Origin of the sequence: Enterobacter sp. SLBN-59 (assembly GCF_024807915.1) — a bacterium.
In the GTDB taxonomy this organism is placed as follows: domain Bacteria; phylum Pseudomonadota; class Gammaproteobacteria; order Enterobacterales; family Enterobacteriaceae; genus Enterobacter; species Enterobacter asburiae_B.
Genome location: NZ_JANUFI010000001.1, coordinates 802,449 through 820,214, shown reverse-complemented (window position 1 = coordinate 820,214; position 17,766 = coordinate 802,449). Strand labels below are relative to the sequence as shown.

Annotated in this window: 19 protein-coding genes; 7 read left to right on the top strand and 12 right to left on the bottom strand. The window is 56.8% G+C overall.

What is annotated here, in order from left to right:
• Positions 1–609: 609 nt before the first annotated feature.
• The 3 genes from M2422_RS03855 to M2422_RS03845 form a co-directional block, all read right to left on the bottom strand.
• Positions 610–1,533 carry a LysR substrate-binding domain-containing protein gene (locus M2422_RS03855; protein ID WP_033145495.1) on the bottom strand — a complete coding sequence of 308 codons (924 nt, stop codon included), beginning with the start codon at positions 1,531–1,533 and terminating at the stop codon, positions 610–612.
• 181 nt (positions 1,534–1,714) lie between these two features.
• Complete coding sequence (locus M2422_RS03850; RefSeq protein ID WP_023311668.1) at positions 1,715–2,599, bottom strand: SDR family oxidoreductase; 885 nt, start codon at positions 2,597–2,599, stop codon at positions 1,715–1,717.
• 64 nt (positions 2,600–2,663) lie between these two features.
• Complete coding sequence (locus M2422_RS03845) at positions 2,664–3,053, bottom strand: YdeI family stress tolerance OB fold protein (protein WP_048974692.1); 390 nt, start codon at positions 3,051–3,053, stop codon at positions 2,664–2,666.
• A gap of 138 nt (positions 3,054–3,191) precedes the next feature.
• Here M2422_RS03845 and M2422_RS03840 point away from each other — a divergent pair, with 138 nt between their 5' ends.
• The 4 genes from M2422_RS03840 to M2422_RS03825 are packed head-to-tail and all read left to right on the top strand — an operon-like array spanning position 3,192 to position 5,685.
• The gene (locus tag M2422_RS03840) at positions 3,192–3,695 is read left to right on the top strand and encodes a hypothetical protein (RefSeq protein WP_064672939.1); all 504 of its coding nucleotides are present in this window, start codon (positions 3,192–3,194) and stop codon (positions 3,693–3,695) included.
• A 9-nt stretch (positions 3,696–3,704) separates the two neighbouring features.
• Complete coding sequence (locus M2422_RS03835; protein ID WP_023311671.1) at positions 3,705–4,151, top strand: DUF421 domain-containing protein; 447 nt, start codon at positions 3,705–3,707, stop codon at positions 4,149–4,151.
• Between the two features lie 11 nt (positions 4,152–4,162).
• A complete protein-coding gene (locus M2422_RS03830; protein WP_064672476.1) occupies positions 4,163–4,681 on the top strand; it encodes a 2-oxo-tetronate isomerase in 519 nt (172 codons plus the stop codon).
• 17 nt (positions 4,682–4,698) lie between these two features.
• Positions 4,699–5,685, top strand: coding sequence for an SDR family oxidoreductase (locus M2422_RS03825; RefSeq protein ID WP_064672477.1), 987 nt, complete (start codon positions 4,699–4,701; stop codon positions 5,683–5,685).
• On the opposite strand, the gene M2422_RS03820 is transcribed toward M2422_RS03825, so the two are convergent.
• The 8 genes from M2422_RS03820 to M2422_RS03785 form a co-directional block, all read right to left on the bottom strand.
• On the bottom strand, positions 5,686–7,311 hold the full coding sequence (locus M2422_RS03820; protein WP_045888404.1) for an alpha-amylase family protein: 1,626 nt from the start codon (positions 7,309–7,311) through the stop codon (positions 5,686–5,688).
• A gap of 8 nt (positions 7,312–7,319) precedes the next feature.
• Entirely contained in the window at positions 7,320–8,330 is a 1,011-nt protein-coding gene (gene cydB / locus M2422_RS03815) for a cytochrome d ubiquinol oxidase subunit II (protein ID WP_064672478.1), read from the bottom strand.
• A complete protein-coding gene (locus M2422_RS03810; protein WP_033145500.1) occupies positions 8,330–9,733 on the bottom strand; it encodes a cytochrome ubiquinol oxidase subunit I in 1,404 nt (467 codons plus the stop codon). The genes cydB and M2422_RS03810 overlap by 1 nt, the downstream gene beginning before the upstream one ends.
• Positions 9,734–9,801: 68 nt before the next feature.
• Positions 9,802–10,674, bottom strand: coding sequence for a manganese catalase family protein (locus tag M2422_RS03805; RefSeq protein WP_064672479.1), 873 nt, complete (start codon positions 10,672–10,674; stop codon positions 9,802–9,804).
• A 15-nt stretch (positions 10,675–10,689) separates the two neighbouring features.
• A complete protein-coding gene (locus M2422_RS03800) occupies positions 10,690–11,196 on the bottom strand; it encodes a ferritin-like domain-containing protein (RefSeq protein WP_014831871.1) in 507 nt (168 codons plus the stop codon).
• Positions 11,197–11,221: 25 nt separating this feature from the next.
• Positions 11,222–11,425, bottom strand: a complete 204-nt coding sequence (locus M2422_RS03795) for a hypothetical protein (RefSeq protein ID WP_008502273.1) — start codon at positions 11,423–11,425, stop codon at positions 11,222–11,224.
• A gap of 23 nt (positions 11,426–11,448) precedes the next feature.
• Positions 11,449–11,943: a ferritin-like domain-containing protein gene (locus tag M2422_RS03790; RefSeq protein ID WP_008502272.1), complete on the bottom strand. Its 495-nt coding sequence runs from the start codon at positions 11,941–11,943 to the stop codon at positions 11,449–11,451.
• Between the two features lie 94 nt (positions 11,944–12,037).
• Positions 12,038–12,223, bottom strand: coding sequence for a general stress protein (locus M2422_RS03785; RefSeq protein WP_004150795.1), 186 nt, complete (start codon positions 12,221–12,223; stop codon positions 12,038–12,040).
• A gap of 529 nt (positions 12,224–12,752) precedes the next feature.
• Between M2422_RS03785 and M2422_RS03780 the strand changes: the two genes are divergently transcribed.
• Positions 12,753–14,096: a VOC family protein gene (locus tag M2422_RS03780; RefSeq protein WP_064672480.1), complete on the top strand. Its 1,344-nt coding sequence runs from the start codon at positions 12,753–12,755 to the stop codon at positions 14,094–14,096.
• A 43-nt stretch (positions 14,097–14,139) separates the two neighbouring features.
• On the top strand, positions 14,140–15,645 hold the full coding sequence (locus M2422_RS03775; protein WP_064672481.1) for a carboxylesterase/lipase family protein: 1,506 nt from the start codon (positions 14,140–14,142) through the stop codon (positions 15,643–15,645).
• Here the strand turns inward: M2422_RS03775 and M2422_RS03770 are convergent.
• On the bottom strand, positions 15,632–16,474 hold the full coding sequence (locus M2422_RS03770; RefSeq protein WP_033145505.1) for a LysR family transcriptional regulator: 843 nt from the start codon (positions 16,472–16,474) through the stop codon (positions 15,632–15,634). The genes M2422_RS03775 and M2422_RS03770 overlap by 14 nt on opposite strands.
• Positions 16,475–16,589: 115 nt before the next feature.
• Between M2422_RS03770 and M2422_RS03765 the strand changes: the two genes are divergently transcribed.
• Positions 16,590–17,759 (top strand): pyridoxal phosphate-dependent aminotransferase, encoded by a 1,170-nt coding sequence (locus M2422_RS03765; protein WP_064672482.1) that lies wholly within the window; start codon positions 16,590–16,592, stop codon positions 17,757–17,759.
• Positions 17,760–17,766 lie beyond the last annotated feature (7 nt).

Genomic DNA, 17,766 nt, shown 5'->3' with positions numbered 1-17,766 from the left:
TTATTTACGAACCATTTGGTGAATTCGTCACTATGATAAAACTGTTAAATTGTTTTACGCAATTGTTAATGAATGATTTCGCATTAATTGATTAGGGCGCAGGAAGTGAGGTCGGATGGAACAGTTTGCTGGCCCTATGGGGGCTGCAGGATCCCCCTGTAATTTCTCAACATGAAGCGATGAATGTTGCTTTAGGGAAAATGAATGGCTTATAGCGACGCCCTGGTCCGGCTGTAAATCGCTGAGGCGTTTGCCTTCCGGCCGGGGCGAGGCGCAGGGATGCGCCGAGAGGGCGGGCTTTACAGGGATGTTACCTCCGCCCGTCCCCGATAAGCCGGAAGGAATAAGCCGAAGGGACCGCGAAGCGGCGATTTACCGCCGGGAGCCCGGGTCGCCAGGGTGGTGGCGACTGAGCCACCCTGGCACGTTCACAGGCCATGTCGTTACAGAGTAGCAAAGAATATAAAGTGAACGGAATGACCACCAGAGCCGTATGTTCCCCCTCACCCCAGCCCTCTCCCTCCAGGGAGAGGGGGCCGTCTGTGCATGCATTATTTTATGGCGAACCCTCAGCCTTTCAGAAAGGGTTAGGGTGAAGGGAGAAAAGTGTCAGACCGGCATTGATTTACGGATAGCGCTCAGCAGCGTCTGCGCGCCCGTTGAAAGCGGCGTGTCTACGCGGGTCAAAATGCCGATAGGTTCACCGGGGCCGGGGGAGGTAATCGGCAGGGCGATCAGCGTTCCCTGACGTAAATCATCTTTCACCGCACCGGAGGGGACGAACCAGACGTAGTCATAATCCAGCGTAAGCTGGCGCGAAAGCGAGGCCGACAGCGTTTCGATACATCCTGAGGGCAGCGTACACCCCTGCATTTGCAGCAAGGTTTCGGCGGTCTGGCGGGGCACGGTTCCTTTCGGGCAAACCACAACCGGCCACTCCATCACGCGGCTTAACGTGACCGTGTCCTGCAGCAGGGGGTGATCGGGACGAACCACCAGCTTCAGGGATTCCAGGAACAGCAGTTCATAGTTGAGGCCGCCCATCAGCTCAGGGTCGGACATGCGGCCGATTCCGAGATCCAGTTCGCCGGATTTCAGCCCCGCGAGCAGCATGGTGTTATTCATGGTGGCGACCTGAATCGTGGTATGCCGCTGCTGCTTGTGGAACTGGCCGATAACGGGCGGAAGAATGCCCAGCGCCGCGGTAGGCAGAGCGCCCACGCGCACCACCTCACTGGATTGCTCTTCTTTTCGGTGCAGGGACTGGCCAGCGGTATTGAGCGCATCCAGCACTTTAACGGCGTGCGTGAGGAACTGTTCGCCCACGATGGTAAGCTGCGCCCCCAGCCGGCCGCGGTCAAAAAGACGGGCGCCGGTCAGCTGTTCCAGCTCGTTGAGGGTTTTTGAGAGCGCAGGCTGGCTCAGGTTGAGAGTTTCAGCCGCACGCCCCAGCGTTCCCTGTTGAGCGACGGCCACAAATGTATGCAAATGGCGCAAGCGTATGCGCTGACTGAACAGACCATTTTTTTCCATAGGCGATGTTAAAAACAGAGCGATGCGGGTGACAAGTTAAGTTGTTTAATTTTGATAACCTGATAGCAAAATATTTTTAACATTTGATCTGTTTGAGTTACAACATGTTTTTTGGCGGGGGAATAAAAGCGAACATCCTTGTTCGTTTATTGCTCACTGCGGAGGGGGATCGTCTACCGGTTTAGATCACGCCGTCGCCGCCATCGGAGCACCACACCTGGCCGGACGTAAATGAACATTCATCCGAGGCCAGCGTGACGTACAGCGGGGCAATCTCGACGGGCTGGCCCGGACGTCCCAGCGGGGTATCGCCACCGAACTCCTTCACTTTTTCCATCGGCTGCCCGCCGCTGGACTGCAGCACCGTCCAGTAAGGGCCAGGAGCAACCGCGTTGACGCGAATGCCTTTCGGACCCAGCTGCTTGGCTAAGGATTTGGTAAACACCGCCAGACAGGCTTTCGTCTGGGCGTAGTCCAGCAGCACGGGGCTGGGCTTCACCGCCTGAACGGAGGAGGTATTAATGATAACGGACGACGCTTTCAGGTGGCGCAGGGCCGCCTTGGTGATCCAGAACGGAGCGTAAACGTTGGTTTTAAACGTTGCGTCAAAATCTTCCGTGGTCAGTTCCTCAAGCGATTCACGGAACTGCTGACGGCCGGCGTTGTTGACCAGAATGTCCAGCCCGCCCAGTTTCGACACGGCTTCTTCGACCAGATTCTGACAGAAGGTTTCGTCCCGGACGTCACCCGGCAACGCGATGGCCTTGCGACCTTCGGCTTCAATCAGGTCGATGACCTCAGCGGCGTCTTTTTCCTCTTCGGGCAGGTAGTTAATGGCAACGTCAGCGCCTTCACGCGCATAGGCGATAGCGACCGCGCGACCAATACCGGAGTCACCGCCGGTAATCAGCGCTTTTTTGCCGGCCAGGCGGCCATGTCCTTTGTAGCTTGTTTCCCCGTGGTCGGGTACAGGCTGCATTTCGGATGCCAGTCCCGGCGGCGTCTGAGGCTGTTCCGGGAACGGGGGCTGCGGGTAAGCGTTCGTACGTTGTTTAGTATCACTCATAGCTGACTCCTTAAGCCAAGGGGTGAGATTTGATGGATAACTGCAGCGTTAACGCTTCGCTGAATTATTTCTGCAAACGATCGACACGGACGACGGCAGGAGATGATTTTTTATCAAGCGAACCGTTGATACTGATCATCTGGTCGGGTTTTACCGTTCTGCCGTCGAAGACTGCCTGGGGAATAATAACGTCGATTTTTCCGGTTTTATCCTGAAATACAAACTTATCGCCGCTACCGTCAATAAGATTACCGCGTAATGAAATTGTCGCACCATCGTGCAATTCTTTTGCCTGCCTGATGGTCATAATACGCGCGTCGTCGGTTCCGCGATATCCGCTATCAAGCGCGTGGGGAGGCGGTGGTGCTTCGCCTTTTTGTAAACCCCCGTTATTATCTGCCCATGCGGCCGGAACCAGAAATATCAATAAAGCGGAAACAAGTGATAATTTCATCCGATATCCTTCATTTTGCGTGTCTTGACTTATTAAGTATTGTTGCTATTCCTTTATGTGGCAAATGTGATAAGTCCTAAAAACATTCGCGTTAGAAATCAAAATTATCGGATAATAAGCGAAACGGTGACGATGACCATGAAGCGTGAAAATGAAAAGTTACCCGGGATAGATGAGAGTTACCGTTTGCTGACGTTTGAATACGCGTTTCGTCAGGTGGGTTTTATTGTTCTGCTGGGTATTATCGTCGCGGCGATTGCCGGTCTGTTTTCCAGCGGAATGGTCAGCGACACGGTCAAAACGAATTCCGCTAAATCATTGACCATAGACTATGAACGCTTTGGACGACGGGAGACAGAGACGCGGATGGCGCTCGCGTTTCCGGTGCAGAGCGAGGGGAAGTATGTCCTCAGTATGACCAGCGAGAGCAGCGATGCGTATGAGCCCGGCAGCGTCTGGCCGCAGCCGGACGCTATGTTCAGCCGCGGGAAGACCCTCTTTTTTGTCTATAACAACCTGAAAAAATCCGACCGCTTCTCCGTGTTACTCTTCACGACACCTTCCAGAGCCGGTAAATGGAACACCGTCATCCGCGTCAACAGCGAGCCGGAAATTAACATCTGGCAATTTATTTACCCCTAGGAGGCTGATATGGATATGGTCTTTCGCGCGCTGGCTATTTATCTGTTTCTGGTGGTGGTATTTAAAGTGGCCGGGCGTCGCGCGCTGCTGCAGATGACCAGCTTCGATCTCATTCTGCTTCTGATAATTAGTGAAGCCACGCAGCAGGCGCTTCTCGGACAGGATTTTTCCGTTACCGGTGCGATGATTACCATTACCACGCTGGTGGTGGTGGATATTATTTTCGGACTAATGAAGAAGTATTTTTCGCCGGTGGAGAATATTCTGGATGGCACGCCTGTTATTCTTGTTGAGAACGGCGTGCCGTTAGCCGATAAACTGAAAAAAGTCGACGTGTCCTGTGATGATATTCTGGTGTCAGCGCGCCAAAATAATGGCATTACGGAAATAAGCGACATTAAATATGCCATACTTGAGCGCAATGGCCATATTTCAATCATTCCTTTCGAGAAATAAGAGGCGGCAAGATGAGCAATCTTTTTCACGACAGCAATAATACCGTGGGTGAACTGACGAAAAAGCTGGCGAGCAAATTAACCGATCTCGGGCTTCGCTTAACCACCGCGGAGTCCTGCACGGGCGGAAAACTCTCGGTGGCGCTTTGCGCAGAGGAAAACACCGCCGAATTTTATGATGTTGGGCTGGTCGTGTTCAGCGATGAAGCTAAAGCGCGGATCCTCGGCGTGCGTCCCGAGACGCTTGAGCGGTTTACGGCCGTGAGCGAGCAGACGGTAACCGAAATGGCCGCCAGTATCCGCGACATCGCCCAGGCCGATATCAGCATCGCCATCAGCGGCTACGCGGGTCCGGAAGGGGGCGACGACGGCACGGCGGCGGGGACGGTCTGCTTCGCGTGGAACATACGCGGCGAGACGAAGACCCGCACCGTGCTTTTCTCCGGTGACTGTCAGGATGTGGTCGAAAAAGCGGTGCATTACTCGCTGGCTGAACTGGTGACAACCTTGTCGGACTGGAATAACGGATAAACTCAGGTGGAGGTTCTATGGCTGTCATAGTGATTACCGGCGGGACGGCGGGCGTGGGAAAAGCCACGGCGCTGCACTTTGCAAAGGCGGGTTACGACGTGGGGCTCATCGCCCGTGATGAAGCCAGCCTGCACTCTACCCAGGAGGAGCTACGGCGCTTTGGCGTTAATGCCCACGCCGTGCAGGCGGACGTCGCCGACAGCCAGGCGGTGGTGGATGCCGCTAACGAAATTGAGTATCGCCTCGGCGCGATTGATGTCTGGGTGAACAACGCGATGGGGGCCGTGCTGGCACCGTTTCGAACCCTCACGCCGGAAGAGTTCCGCCGCGTGACTGACGTGACCTACCTCGGCTACGTGAACGGCACTCGCGCCGCGCTCGAACTTATGGTTCCGCGCGACAGGGGGGTGATTATCCAGGTGGGCTCCGCGCTGGCCTACCGTTCCATTCCGCTGCAGTCAGCCTACTGCGGGGCAAAGGCGGCGATCCGCGGGTTCACCGATGCGGTGCGTACCGAGCTGATGCATGAGAACAGCCGGGTTCAGCTTTCGATGGTCCAGATGCCGGGGCTCAATACCCCGCAGTTCGAATGGGCGAGGAACAAGTTCGCCTGGGCGATGCGCCCGGTGCCGCCGGTCTTTGAGCCTGAGGTGGCCGCCAGCGCCATCTTCAGGGTGGCGCAAAAGCCGGTGCGCGAGCTGTGGGTTGGCAGCAGCACCATTCAGTCAATCGTCGGGCAATTTTTCTTCCCCGGTTTTCTTGACCGGCTGATGGTGAAAAAGGCGTGGGAAGGCCAGATGACCGACGATCTCAACGCGCCGGATCGCCGGGACTACCTCGACCAGCCGGTTAACGATCTGCATAAAATCCATGGCCGTTTTACTGACGAGGCGAAAACCCGCGCGCCGTCCGTCACCTCCGGCATGCCGGGGAAAGTGGCCCTGGGCGCCCTCGCGGTGGCGGGAATAGTGCTGACGCGTCTGATAACTCGCCGGAAACCGTAGTCAGCGCAGCGCGCTACGGTGCGTCCAGAACCAGCGATAGCCGTAGCCGCCAAGGCTGAGCTGAACGGTTTTACCGCAAATCAGCGCGTCATCGTAGCGCTTGTCCTCGAGACAGGCGGTCCAGGTGGCGTTGCGGATCCCTTTGGCGGTGAACTGCACCGGCTGGTCGCTGAAGTTGACGAAGGTCAGGATGCTGCGCTCGTCGGTCTCGTAATAAAGCCCCAGCACCGCGTCATCATCGATTGCGATAAGGCGAAAGGGCGCAACGGCTATTTCGGGGAACTCCGAGCGGGTAGTGGCAATATCGATGATCCGGTGCAAAAGCGAGTTGTGGTGAAGCAGCGAATCGGCGACGTTGACTTTCTGATAGCGGTAAGGGCCATGGTCGATAATCGGCGCGATAAATTTTTCCGGGTCGGCTGCAGAGAAACCGCCTCCTTGCGAACCTGCCCACTGCATCGGCGTGCGGACGGCGTAGCGCTCCTCCAGATCCAGGTCGTCACCCATGCCGATCTCGTCGCCGTAGCGCATCACCGGGACACCCGGCAGGGAAAACAGCACCGCGTGGCAGAACGCCAGCCGCTTCCGATCGCCGTTGAGCATCGGGGCCAGGCGGCGGCGGATCCCGCGCTGATAGACGTTCATCTCCTCATCAGGGGCGAAGGTATCCAGGACAAACTGTTTGTCTTTCTGACTGATGCCTTCCAGATCCAGCTCGTCGTGATTGCGCAGCCAGTTGGCAAAACAGCAGGAGTCAGGCGGGACGATCATCTTCTTCACCGCATTGCGCAGCGGGCGGGCGCTTTTGCGGGCCAGGCTGACGTAGAAATACTTGTTGAGCCAGAAATTGAGCACCAGATTCAGACGGTCGTTATTGCCGAAGTAGTCTTTATAGGCCTCAACGTCTACGTCAACTTCGCCCAGCAGGATCGCGTCCGGATTGCGCTCTTCGATAAGACGCCGCATATGTTCGAGGATCCACAGGCCCTTTTTTTCATCACCGTTTCCCGCCTGGGTGGTGAGGTGGGACGCGGCATCGAGGCGAAATCCCGACACGCCCAGCTTGAGCCAGAAGAGGATGATGTTTTCAATCTCTTTAAGCACCGCGGGCGAGGTGAGGTTCAGATCCGGCTCGTGGCGATAAAACATGTGCCGGTAGTATTGTCCCGCCTCGTCGTCCCAGCTCCAGATGCTCTTTTCCACGCCGGGAAACATGGGGGGCGTATCGTCCTCGTCGTTATCCGACCAGAGGTAGTAATCACGATAGGGTGACGCCGGGTTGCGGCGGGCCTGCTGGAACCAGGGATGCGCGTCCGACGTGTGCTGGATCAGCAGCTCGATAATGACCTGCATGCCCAGCTCGCGGGCCTGCTCGATAAAGGCGATGATATCGGCCAGCTTTCCGAAGCGGGGATCCACCTGGAGGTGGTCGCTGACGTCGTAGCCTTCATCGAGAAAGGGCGTGAGGTAAAACGGGGTGATCCAGATGACCGTCGCCCCCATGCGGCGTATATAGCGCAGCTTGGCCGCGATCCCGGCGATGTCCCCGCAGCCATCGCCGTTCAAATCATAAAAAAGCGCGGTATCAATCTGATAAATAATGGCTCGTGTATGCCAGTCGGTCATAGCGTTCCTCAGTGATAGCCTTCAGTATCAGACACTTTGCCCCGAAAGACGTAGTAGCTCCAGGCGGTGTACACCAGGATCACCGGGATAATCAGCAACGTGCCTACCAGCATAAACAGCTGGCTGGCAGGCGGGGCCGCGGCTTCCCACAGGGTGATGCGCGGCGGAATAATGTTCGGCCAGAGGCTGATGCCGAGCCCGCTAAACCCGAGGAAAATAAGCCCCAGCGTCAGCAGGAAGGGTCGGGAGTGGCTGGCCGGGTTGCGGGTCAGGCGCCAGATCAGCACGCTGAAAAGCGCAACCAGCAGAGGCACCGGCAGGAACCAGACGAAGTTGGGCAGGGTAAACCAGCGGTCGGCCACGTACTGCCAGCCGAGCGGCGTCCAGATGCTCACTACCGCAATCACCACGACCAGCGCCAGCAGCACGTGGCGGGTCAGCTCGCGCATGCGGGCCTGCAGCGCGCCCTCACTTTTCATGATGAGCCAGGTGGTGCCCAGCAGCGTGTAGGCCACAACCAGCCCGATACCGCAGAAGAGGTTAAAGGGGGTGAGCCAGTCAAGCGCGGAGCCGACGAAACGCCGCCCCTCAACGTCAAAGCCGTTAATCACGGCGCCCACCACCACGCCCTGGCTGAAGGTGGCGAGCAGAGAGCCGCCGGCAAAGGAGTAATCCCAGAATTTGCGGTGCGACGGCGTGGCTTTGAAGCGGAACTCAAAGGCGACGCCGCGGAAGATGAGGCCGATCAGCATCGCGGTGAGAGGAATGGTGAGCGCATCAATAATCACCGCATAGGCCAGCGGAAACGCGCCGAAAAGGCCCGCGCCGCCGAGCACCAGCCAGGTCTCGTTGCCGTCCCAGACCGGCGCCACGCTGTTGACCATCACATCGCGCTCCTTCGCATCGCCCACGAAGTTAAACAGCAGGCCGATACCCAAATCGAAGCCATCCATGATGATGTACATCAGCGTGGCAAAGACGATGATGGCAAACCAGATAACTGAGATATCGACGCCCATCAGTTTCTCTCCTGTTCAGGAACAGACTCAGCGGCAGACAGCGGACGGGCGGGTGTGCCCGAGGTGTTTGACGTCAGCGTATCGACAGGCTGCGGTCCTTTCTTAATCAGCCGGATGAGGTAAACATAGCCCACCCCAAACACCGACGAGTAGACGACGAAGAACGCCAGCAGGCTGATGCTCATCTGCAGGGTGCTGTGCAGCGATACCGCGTCGATGGTGCGCAGATAGCCGTAGACCACCCACGGCTGACGGCCCACCTCGGTGGTGACCCAGCCGGCGAGCAGCGCCAGCAGCCCGGCAGGCCCCATGCAGAGGGCAAACCAGTGGAACGGGCGAGAGTGGAAAAGTCGATGACGATAGCGCAGCCAGACGCTAATCAGCCCGAGGGTAATCATCAGCAGCCCCATCCCGACCATGACGCGGAACGACCAGAAGACGATGGTCGAATTAGGGCGATCTTCTTTCGGAAAATCCTTCAGCGCCGGGACCTGCTTATCCAGACTGTGGGTCAGGATAAGGCTGCCAAGCGCGGGGATCTCCAGACCGTATTTGGTGCGCTCCTCCTCCATATCCGGCAGGCCAAACAGCAGCAGCGGGGTGGCCTCGCCCGGCGGATTTTCCCAGTGTCCCTCAATGGCGGCAATTTTGGCCGGCTGATGCTCTAGCGTGTTCAGGCCGTGCATATCGCCCACGACCGCCTGGATGGGAGCGACCAGCAGCGCCATCCACATCGCCATGGAAAACATGGTGCGGACGGCGGGGGTATCGTTACCGCGCAGCAGGTGCCATGCGCCCGACGCGCCAACAAACAGCGCGCTGCTCAGAAACGCGGCGATAGCCATATGAATAAGGCGATAAGGGAAAGAGGGATTAAAGACGATCGCCAGCCAGTCCTGCGGGATAACCTGTCCGTTCTCGATAGTGAAGCCCTGCGGCGTATGCATCCAGCTGTTGGACGCGAGGATCCAGAAGGTCGACATCAGCGTGCCGAGCGCCACCATGCAGGTTGAAAAGAAGTGCAGGCCCGGGCCGACCTTATTCCAGCCGAACATCATGACGCCAAGGAAACCGGCTTCAAGGAAGAAGGCGGTTAAGACTTCATAGGTCAGAAGGGGGCCGGTAATACTGCCCGCGAACTGTGAGAAACCGCTCCAGTTGGTGCCAAACTGGTACGCCATGACCAGCCCGGAAACGACACCCATCCCGAAGTTAACGGCAAATATCTTGAGCCAGAAATGGTACAACGATCGCCAGACGTCGTTTTTGGTGCGCAGCCACATGCCCTCCAGCACCACCAGATAGCTGGCGAGGCCGATGGTGATCGCAGGAAAAAGGATATGAAACGAGACGGTAAAAGCGAACTGAATTCTGGCCAGATGGAACGCGTCGAGTTCGAACATGGTCCGTACCTCTGAAACGATGGGGCACGAGAATTGCCGGGCAGTTTATGGCTGCCCGGCAAAACCGATTACGGTTTAGTCTTACCGGCACCCAGCTCGGCACCGGTCAACGGGTCAGAATGTGGATCGGACTTCGTGCGGGCAGACATCGCCTTGAGCAGGGTTGCCTGTTCGGTCGTGAGCGTGACGCTTGCGCTGCCATCGCCGCCGTCAACCGCAGGCTGGGGGGACTCAACGTAATCGAAATGTTTATCGCTGTTCCAGCTTCCGCGAACCTCTCCACCTTCAGACATATTGTAGTACTTGTTGGTGAATTCCTCGATTGGCGGCAATTTTCCCGGTGGGAAATTATTACGGATGGACTGCAGCGCCTTCTCAAAGGAGAGCTGATGCGCCGCCTCGCGCGTCATCAGAAACGCCAGGGCATCCTTTACGCCGGGATCGTCGGTCACGTTGATCAGCCGTTCATAGATGATTTTCGCTCTGGCCTCTGCTGCCACGTTTGAGCGCAGGTCCGCCGTCGGTTCGCCGATGGTGTCGACGTAGGCCGCCGTCCAGGGCACGCCCGCCGAGTTAGTGAGCGGGGTGCCGCCACCGTACAGCAGGGAGGTGATGTGGCTGTCATTGCCGTTTTCGGTCATGGAGCGATACAGCTCGGCCTCGTTTTCCACCCCTTCCGCCAGCGCGCCTTTGGCGCCTTTATTCAGCATGCCGACCAGGGTACCGATGATTTCGAGGTGGCTTAGCTCCTCGGTCGCGATATCCATCAGCATATCTTTACGGCCCGGATCGTCATCGCTCAATCCTTGGGTAAAGTACCGGCAGGCGGCAGCCAGTTCGCCCTGAGGCCCACCGAACTGTTCCAGTAAAAGGTTGGCGAGGCCTGGGTTCGGTTCGGCAACGCGAACCGTATATTGCAGCTGTTTGACGTGTCGGAACATGGCGATTCTCCCTGATTATTTTTTTGCTTCGACGCCCGATGCGTCTGAACGCAGCAGGAACTGTTCCGTGGTCTGCGGAATATGGCGAATCAGCCAGTCGGCCATTTCGCGTTCTTCGGCCAGAATCGTCTCGATGGCAGGTACCGAGGCCGTGTCGCCTGCTTTCTTCGCCGCCGCGAGCAGGGAGGTATAACAGGCTATTTCAAACTGTTCGAAAACATAGCCGCTGATCGAACCCTTCACGATCTCATCAGACGGGAACATGCCGCCGATGGACTGGCCGAGCGCCGCCATTTTGCTCATCGAATCTTTTAAAACCGAACGAGAAATATCATTACGGTCGAGGATTTCTTCCAGCAATGTAATTTGCCGTTTTGTCTCATTAATATGCTGCTCAATTCTGGCGCGAACATCAGGATAATTATCGATACGGCTGGCCATGGATTCCAGCATAGATTCGGCTTGCTTTTCCATCGCATGGGCATCGCGTAGCCAGTCATGGTAGTGTTCTACGTGATTCATCATTGTATCCTCATTAGGGGTTCGCTTATTTGGTCTCACTTTCAGCAGCCTGATCGGCACGCGCGGCACTGTAGCCAGATAAATGGCCGACAATATTGGCGTAAATGCTGATGATAATGACCCATAGCACGCTGTTCTTCCACCAAATTACGGAGGGAATGGCGAGAATGAACCATATTATGGCTGCCGCTAAATGGCACCGTTTAATTGTCCTGGGACTGATGCTCATTTTATTTAACCTGTATTATTGCGTCATTTCTGCGCTTTTTGGTTAATATTTCCTACGGCCAGGTCGGTGAGTTTAAGGTCGGTCTCTTTTTCTTCTTCCAGCGTTTCGGCAAGAAGCTTAACGGCTTTTTTATAGCCCAGTTGTTCTGCTAATGTGGCAAGGGTACCGTAGCTGGCAATTTCGTAATGTTCGACTTTTTGCGCGGCGGCAATAAGTGCGGCATCACGTACTTCATTTTTTTCCGTGCTTTCGATGACTTCGTTGGCTTCTTCAATTAAGCCTTCCATCGCCACGCACTTCATGCGCTTAAGCTTGATACCGTCTTCCTGCTCGACGATCTGGTCGATACGTTCGATCTGACCCTGCGTCTCCTCAAGGTGTGCGGTAAAAGCGGCGCTCAGCTTCTCGCTGGAGGCGGCGCGGGCAAGTTTGCTTAACGCACGGGTAAGCTGCTTTTCTGCGCTGTAGGTGTCCGACAGAAGATGAATAAAGACATCCTCGACGCTTTTCATATTCATAATAATTACGCTCCGGTAAAATAAAGAAAGGGTACTGCGAGCTTTTCAGCCCGCAGCATGCTCTCTGGTTTTATTAAAAGAGTATTAAATAAGATCAGGAGTTATCAGATTTACGGCCTCCGCCGTGACTGTTCTGTCCTCCTTTTTTACCCGCTTCAGAAGCGCGTTGCGGATCGTTTTTAAAGTTCCCACCGCTATGCTGGCCACCTTTACGTCCAGCTTCTGATGCTTTTTCACGGTCTTCAGCGAAATTACCGGAACCACCACGATGCTCTGCCATATTAAACCTCATAGTCATATATTGGTTATGTCAGTACGATACGAAAATATTCCGTATCACTCGTCGTTCGAGTAATAACTCTAGTCGCTGTGCGTCATCCGTCAAATGCGTTTTGCTATTTGCGGTTGCGTTATTTTTAAATATTTGTAAATTTGCGCTTCGCTTAAAAGAGAAATATGGATAGACAGGAAGGACTTGTAAACAACCATTCAGATTAATCCTAACTTCGAGCTAAAAATTTGAAAGAAGAGGATAAAAATAATGGCGTACTCGAATTGGTTAATTTGCATTCAGAAGAGAGCCAAAAAATACTCCTTTATAGATAGAAAGCGGAACCCTAAATAATTATAAGGAAAATCCTGGATAAAAGCGTTCAGGCTGAAAGGGCGGTTCCGTTCGGCACTGTTCAGGGGCCTGATAGCACACGGTTTGACCACTGTCGTCTTAAGATCACAATTCAGAAATTCTTCCCCCCGGAAGGAACGGGTTTCTCTACACTCCAGGTAATATTCACTGGAGGCATGACATCATGGCGAACACCATCACGGCTGATGACATTCGGGAACACTTTTCGCAGGCTATGTCGGCGATGTACCAGCAGGAAGTTCCGCAGTACGGCACCTTGCTTGAACTGGTTGCGGACGTAAACCTGGCGGTTCTGGAAAATAATCCACTATTACATGAACAACTGGCTAACGCCGATGAGCTTGCGCGCCTGAACGTGGAGCGTCACGGGGCGATCCGCGTGGGCACGGCACAGGAACTTTCAACCCTGCGCCGTATGTTTGCCATTATGGGTATGTACCCGGTCAGCTATTACGATCTCTCTCAGGCGGGGGTGCCCGTCCACTCAACGGCGTTTCGTCCGATAGAGGATGCGGCGCTGTGCCGAAATCCGTTTCGTATCTTTACCTCGCTGCTGCGTCTTGAGCTGATTGAAAACGTCGCGCTGCGCGAGCGGGCCGCGGAGATCCTGTCTCACCGCAACATCTTCACCCCGCGCTGCCTGGAACTGATCGACCTCCACGAGTCGGAAGGGCTGTTTACTGACGCACAGGCGCACGAATTTGTGCAGGAAGCGTTAGAAACCTTCCGCTGGCACCGCCATGCGACGGTCGATCAGGAAACCTATCTGGCGCTGCACAACGAGCACCGTCTGATTGCCGACGTGGTCTGCTTCCCGGGCTGCCACATTAACCACCTCACGCCGCGCACGCTTGACATTGACCGGGTGCAGGAGCTGATGCCGAAGTACGGTATCGAGCCAAAAATTCTGATCGAAGGGCCGCCGCGTCGCGAGGTGCCCGTCTTATTGCGTCAAACCAGCTTCAAGGCGCTGGAAGAGCCGGTGCTGTTTGCCGGTGAACATAAAGGCACCCACACCGCGCGCTTCGGTGAGATTGAACAGCGCGGCGTGGCGCTGACCCCGAAAGGCCGTGAACTGTACGATAGCCTTCTCGCCCAGGCCGGTACCGGTAAAGATAACCTGACCCATCAGCTGCATCTGCGGGAGATCTTTAGCGCCTTCCCGGACAGCGAAATGCTCATGCGCCGTCAGGAGCTGGCTTATTTCCGCTACCGCCTGACGCCAGCCGGGGAAGCGCATCGGCATGCGTTTCGTCCGGGCGACGATCCGCAGCCCCTGATCGAGCGCGGATGGGTGGTTGCCCAGCCGATCACCTACGAAGATTTCCTCCCGGTCAGCGCCGCGGGGATTTTCCAGTCCAACCTCGGGAACGAAACCCAGGCCCGCAGCCACGGTAACGCCAGCCGCGATGCGTTTGAAGACGCGCTGGGATGCCCGGTGTATGACGAGTTTACGCTCTACCAGGAGGCTGAAACGCGCAGTAAACAGCGTTGCGGTTTGCTCTGAAATCGTTACTCTGCTGGGGTGTGATGGAAAAATTAAGGTCGTTATGCAAAATCCTTCCGCCCCTGTGGTTGAAACGCGCCAGGGCGCACTGTCTGGTTTAACCGATGAGAACGTCCACGTCTGGTGCGGTATTCCCTACGCCGCGCCGCCCGTGGGGGAGTGGCGCTGGCGCTCGCCCCGGCCGCCTGAACGCTGGGATGGGCTGCGCGAGGCCACGGCATTCTCGCCCTCAAGCTGGCAAAGCAGCGAGTATTGTCAGGAGCTCGGCGGCGGCGATCCGGGCCAGTTTTCCGAAGATTGCCTCTACCTTAACGTCTGGTCTCCCGCAGAGCGGGCCGAGCCGCTTCCGGTTATGGTCTGGCTGCACGGAGGCGGGTTTACGATTGGTGCCGGAGGCCTGCCGCCGTATAACGGCAAAGCGCTGGCCACGCGCGGCGTGGTTGTGGTCACGATTAACTACCGTCTCGGCCATCTCGGCTTTTTCGCCCATCCCGCGCTGGAAGGCGAGGAAGGGCGCGTGGTGCATAATTTTGCCCTGCTGGATCAGATCGCCGCGCTCGAATGGGTGCGGGATAACATCGCCGGGTTTGGCGGCGATCCCGCCAATGTGACCCTGTTTGGCGAATCCGCTGGCGCGCGGAGCGTGCTCTCGCTGCTGGCCTCTCCGCTGGCAGCAGGATTGTTCCACAAGGCGATTGTGCAAAGCGGATACACCTTACCGGACACGCCGCGCGAGCAGGCGCTGCAAAAAGGGGAAGCGCTGGCCGCCCATTTCGGGCTGGAAAATGCGACCGCCGGGCAGCTGCGCGCCATTTCGCCCGAGGCGTTCTGGCCGCTCACCGCGCCGCTGAACGTCGCTCCGGCGCCTATCGCAGGAGACTGTGTTCTGCCGGAAGCCATGCTTGACGTCTTTTTCGCCGCGCGTCAGCATCCGGTGCCGGTGATGATTGGCTCCAACAGCGATGAAGCCAGCGTGATGGCGGTGTTTGGCATCGATCTCGCCGGACAAATTCAGAAGCTTCGCCGGGAGCGCCGCTTCGGGCTGGGGCTGATTAAGCTGCTCTACCCGGGCGTGAAGGGCGATGAAGAACTGGGCAGGCAGGTGTGTCGCGACATGGCGTTTACCACGATGGGCTACGTGGTGATGCAGGCCCAGCAGCGCGTCGGTGGGTTGTGCTGGCGTTACTGGTTTGACTATGTCGCAGAGGCGGAACATGCCACGTACATCAACGGTGCCTGGCACGGCAACGAAGTTCCCTACGTCTTCGATACGCTCGGTCAGGTGGAGCCTTCACGACAGTACGTCAATGAGCGAGATCTGCAGTTTGCTGCCCAGGTGGCGGATTACTGGGTGAGCTTTGCGCGTGACGCGGGTCGTCGCGACATCCTGCCCGGGCCGACGCACTGGCCCGCGTGCCGTAAAGGGCGGGACGTTCTGTTACGCATTGGCGTGAATAAACATGCAGCTTTCAGGCTTGAAAACCGCTTTATGCGCGCCCGCATGAGCCTCTTCAAACGGGTGATGAAGCACCACGTCAGCCTCGATTAAGCAAACAGGCGCGAAACGCCGCCAGTCCATTTTCCTCGCCTGGCGTTTCGCGCAGCACCAGCCGGTAGCTTGCGCCGGTTTTTATGCTTGTCTCATAGGGCCGTACCAGCCTTCCCGCGTGAATATCTTCTGCCACCAGCGTTTCGTCGGCGATGGCGACGCCGAGCCCCTGAATGGCGGCCGTAATGGCGAGATCCATCGTATCGAAGTGTTGATTTTTATGCATGGCAAAGCCCGGACCTTCCTGTTTCGTCAGCCACAGCGACCAGTCTGTCTTGTCCCTTGTCGGGTGCAGAAACGTCAGCGAACCCAGCGCAGCACCCGCCCGCACCGGGCTGAACACCGGCGTGAGCGCCTCTTCGAACAGCAAATCGCCTGCGCTCATGTGCGTGCCGAACACAATGGCCGCGTCGTAAGATTCGGTTTTGAAATTGACGTTGTGATCGGTGGTGGTGGTCAGCGCGATCTGCAGATCCGGATGCTCGCGCTCCACCTCCAGCAGGCGCGGCACCAGCCAGCGCATGGCGCAGGTGGGGGCCTTCAGACGGATCACGGTGTGTTGGCTGCGGGCCTGGTCGGCCACGGACAGCAGCTGCTCGAAAGCGGACTGCAGCTCCGGAAGCAGGGCGCTACCCTGCGGTGAGAGGCGCAGCCCGCGCGCGTGGCGTTCAAAAAGCGGAAAGCCAAACCACGCCTCAAGGGAGGCAATCTTACGGCTCACGGCCCCCTGCGTCAGACACAGTTCCGCCGCAGCATGGGTAAGATTGAGGTGACGCGCGGTGACTAAAAAAGCGTCGATGGCATTAAGGGGGAGCGAACGGCGTGACATAGAAAACACCTCAGCTATGCATTTTTCTCATGGCTATTATGACAACAATTCGATTGTCCCGACAGCACAGATGTTGTTTGAATAGTTATGCAATGTCCATGAGAAGGGAAAGAGGATGACTTTACGAACGCCAGTGCAAACGCGCTCCAAACTGCCGGATGTGGGAACCACCATTTTTACCGTTATCGGCCAGCTCTCGGCGCAGCATAACGCGATTAACCTTTCTCAGGGCGCACCGAATTTTTCCTGCGACCCGAAGCTGATTGCGGGCGTCACCCGCGCAATGGAGGCGGGGCATAACCAGTACGCGTCGATGACCGGTCTGCAGCCGCTCAGAGAACGTATTGCCGATAAAATTGCCACGCTCTACGGCACGCAGTACGACCCTGCCAGCGAGGTGCTGGTGACCGCCAGCGCCAGCGAAGGGCTCTATTCGGCGATTAGCGGGCTGGTGCATCCGGGCGATGAGGTGATCTACTTTGAGCCGTCCTTTGACAGCTACGCGCCGATTGTCCGTCTGCAGGGGGCAACCCCGATTGCCATCAAGCTCACCGTGCCGGATTTTGCCGTCAACTGGGATGAGGTTCGCGCTGCGATCACCCCGCGCACGCGCATGATCATCATCAACACGCCGCACAACCCGAGCGGTCAGGTCTTCTCCGCCAGTGACCTGCAGCAGCTGGCGGCGCTGACGCGCAATACCGACATCATTATTTTGTCTGACGAAGTGTACGAACACGTCGTTTTTGACGGCGAGCCGCATCACGGGATGGCCACGCACCCGCAGCTGGCGGAGCGCAGCGTGATTATTTCCTCTTTCGGAAAAACCTATCACGTCACCGGGTGGCGCGTGGGTTACTGTGTTGCACCGGCGGTACTGATGGACGAGATTTGTAAAGTCCATCAATTTTTAATGTTTTCTGCCGATACGCCAATGCAGTACGCGTTTGCTGAGCATATGGTCGACCCGCAAACCTGGCTGTCGCTGTCGGCGTTTTACCAGCGCAAGCGCGATCTGCTGCACAGCCTGCTGGCCGATTCGCCGTTTACCCTGCTGCCGAGCGCCGGATCGTTCTTCATGCTGGCGGACTACAGCCAGTTCAGCGACGAGCGCGACAGCGAGCTGGTGAAACGGCTGATCGTTGAGTACGGCGTTGCCACCATTCCGCTGTCGGCGTTTTATGCGGACGGTACGGATAATAAATTGATTCGTCTCTCTTTTGCGAAAGATGAGGCGACATTACGGGCAGGTGCCCAGGCCCTGTGTCGGGTTAAACCACGCTGAGGAGTAT

What these genes read in the sequence shown, in the direction of transcription:
- M2422_RS03855 (WP_033145495.1), bottom strand. Translation starts at nt 1,533, where the DNA reads ATGGAAAAAAATGGTCTGTTCAGTCAGCGCATACGCTTGCGCCATTTG.
- M2422_RS03850 (WP_023311668.1), bottom strand. Translation starts at nt 2,599, where the DNA reads ATGAGTGATACTAAACAACGTACGAACGCTTACCCGCAGCCCCCGTTC.
- M2422_RS03845 (WP_048974692.1), bottom strand. Translation starts at nt 3,053, where the DNA reads ATGAAATTATCACTTGTTTCCGCTTTATTGATATTTCTGGTTCCGGCC.
- M2422_RS03840 (WP_064672939.1), top strand. Translation starts at nt 3,192, where the DNA reads ATGAAGCGTGAAAATGAAAAGTTACCCGGGATAGATGAGAGTTACCGT.
- M2422_RS03835 (WP_023311671.1), top strand. Translation starts at nt 3,705, where the DNA reads ATGGATATGGTCTTTCGCGCGCTGGCTATTTATCTGTTTCTGGTGGTG.
- M2422_RS03830 (WP_064672476.1), top strand. Translation starts at nt 4,163, where the DNA reads ATGAGCAATCTTTTTCACGACAGCAATAATACCGTGGGTGAACTGACG.
- M2422_RS03825 (WP_064672477.1), top strand. Translation starts at nt 4,699, where the DNA reads ATGGCTGTCATAGTGATTACCGGCGGGACGGCGGGCGTGGGAAAAGCC.
- M2422_RS03820 (WP_045888404.1), bottom strand. Translation starts at nt 7,311, where the DNA reads ATGACCGACTGGCATACACGAGCCATTATTTATCAGATTGATACCGCG.
- cydB (WP_064672478.1), bottom strand. Translation starts at nt 8,330, where the DNA reads ATGGGCGTCGATATCTCAGTTATCTGGTTTGCCATCATCGTCTTTGCC.
- M2422_RS03810 (WP_033145500.1), bottom strand. Translation starts at nt 9,733, where the DNA reads ATGTTCGAACTCGACGCGTTCCATCTGGCCAGAATTCAGTTCGCTTTT.
- M2422_RS03805 (WP_064672479.1), bottom strand. Translation starts at nt 10,674, where the DNA reads ATGTTCCGACACGTCAAACAGCTGCAATATACGGTTCGCGTTGCCGAA.
- M2422_RS03800 (WP_014831871.1), bottom strand. Translation starts at nt 11,196, where the DNA reads ATGAATCACGTAGAACACTACCATGACTGGCTACGCGATGCCCATGCG.
- M2422_RS03795 (WP_008502273.1), bottom strand. Translation starts at nt 11,425, where the DNA reads ATGAGCATCAGTCCCAGGACAATTAAACGGTGCCATTTAGCGGCAGCC.
- M2422_RS03790 (WP_008502272.1), bottom strand. Translation starts at nt 11,943, where the DNA reads ATGAATATGAAAAGCGTCGAGGATGTCTTTATTCATCTTCTGTCGGAC.
- M2422_RS03785 (WP_004150795.1), bottom strand. Translation starts at nt 12,223, where the DNA reads ATGGCAGAGCATCGTGGTGGTTCCGGTAATTTCGCTGAAGACCGTGAA.
- M2422_RS03780 (WP_064672480.1), top strand. Translation starts at nt 12,753, where the DNA reads ATGGCGAACACCATCACGGCTGATGACATTCGGGAACACTTTTCGCAG.
- M2422_RS03775 (WP_064672481.1), top strand. Translation starts at nt 14,140, where the DNA reads ATGCAAAATCCTTCCGCCCCTGTGGTTGAAACGCGCCAGGGCGCACTG.
- M2422_RS03770 (WP_033145505.1), bottom strand. Translation starts at nt 16,474, where the DNA reads ATGTCACGCCGTTCGCTCCCCCTTAATGCCATCGACGCTTTTTTAGTC.
- M2422_RS03765 (WP_064672482.1), top strand. Translation starts at nt 16,590, where the DNA reads ATGACTTTACGAACGCCAGTGCAAACGCGCTCCAAACTGCCGGATGTG.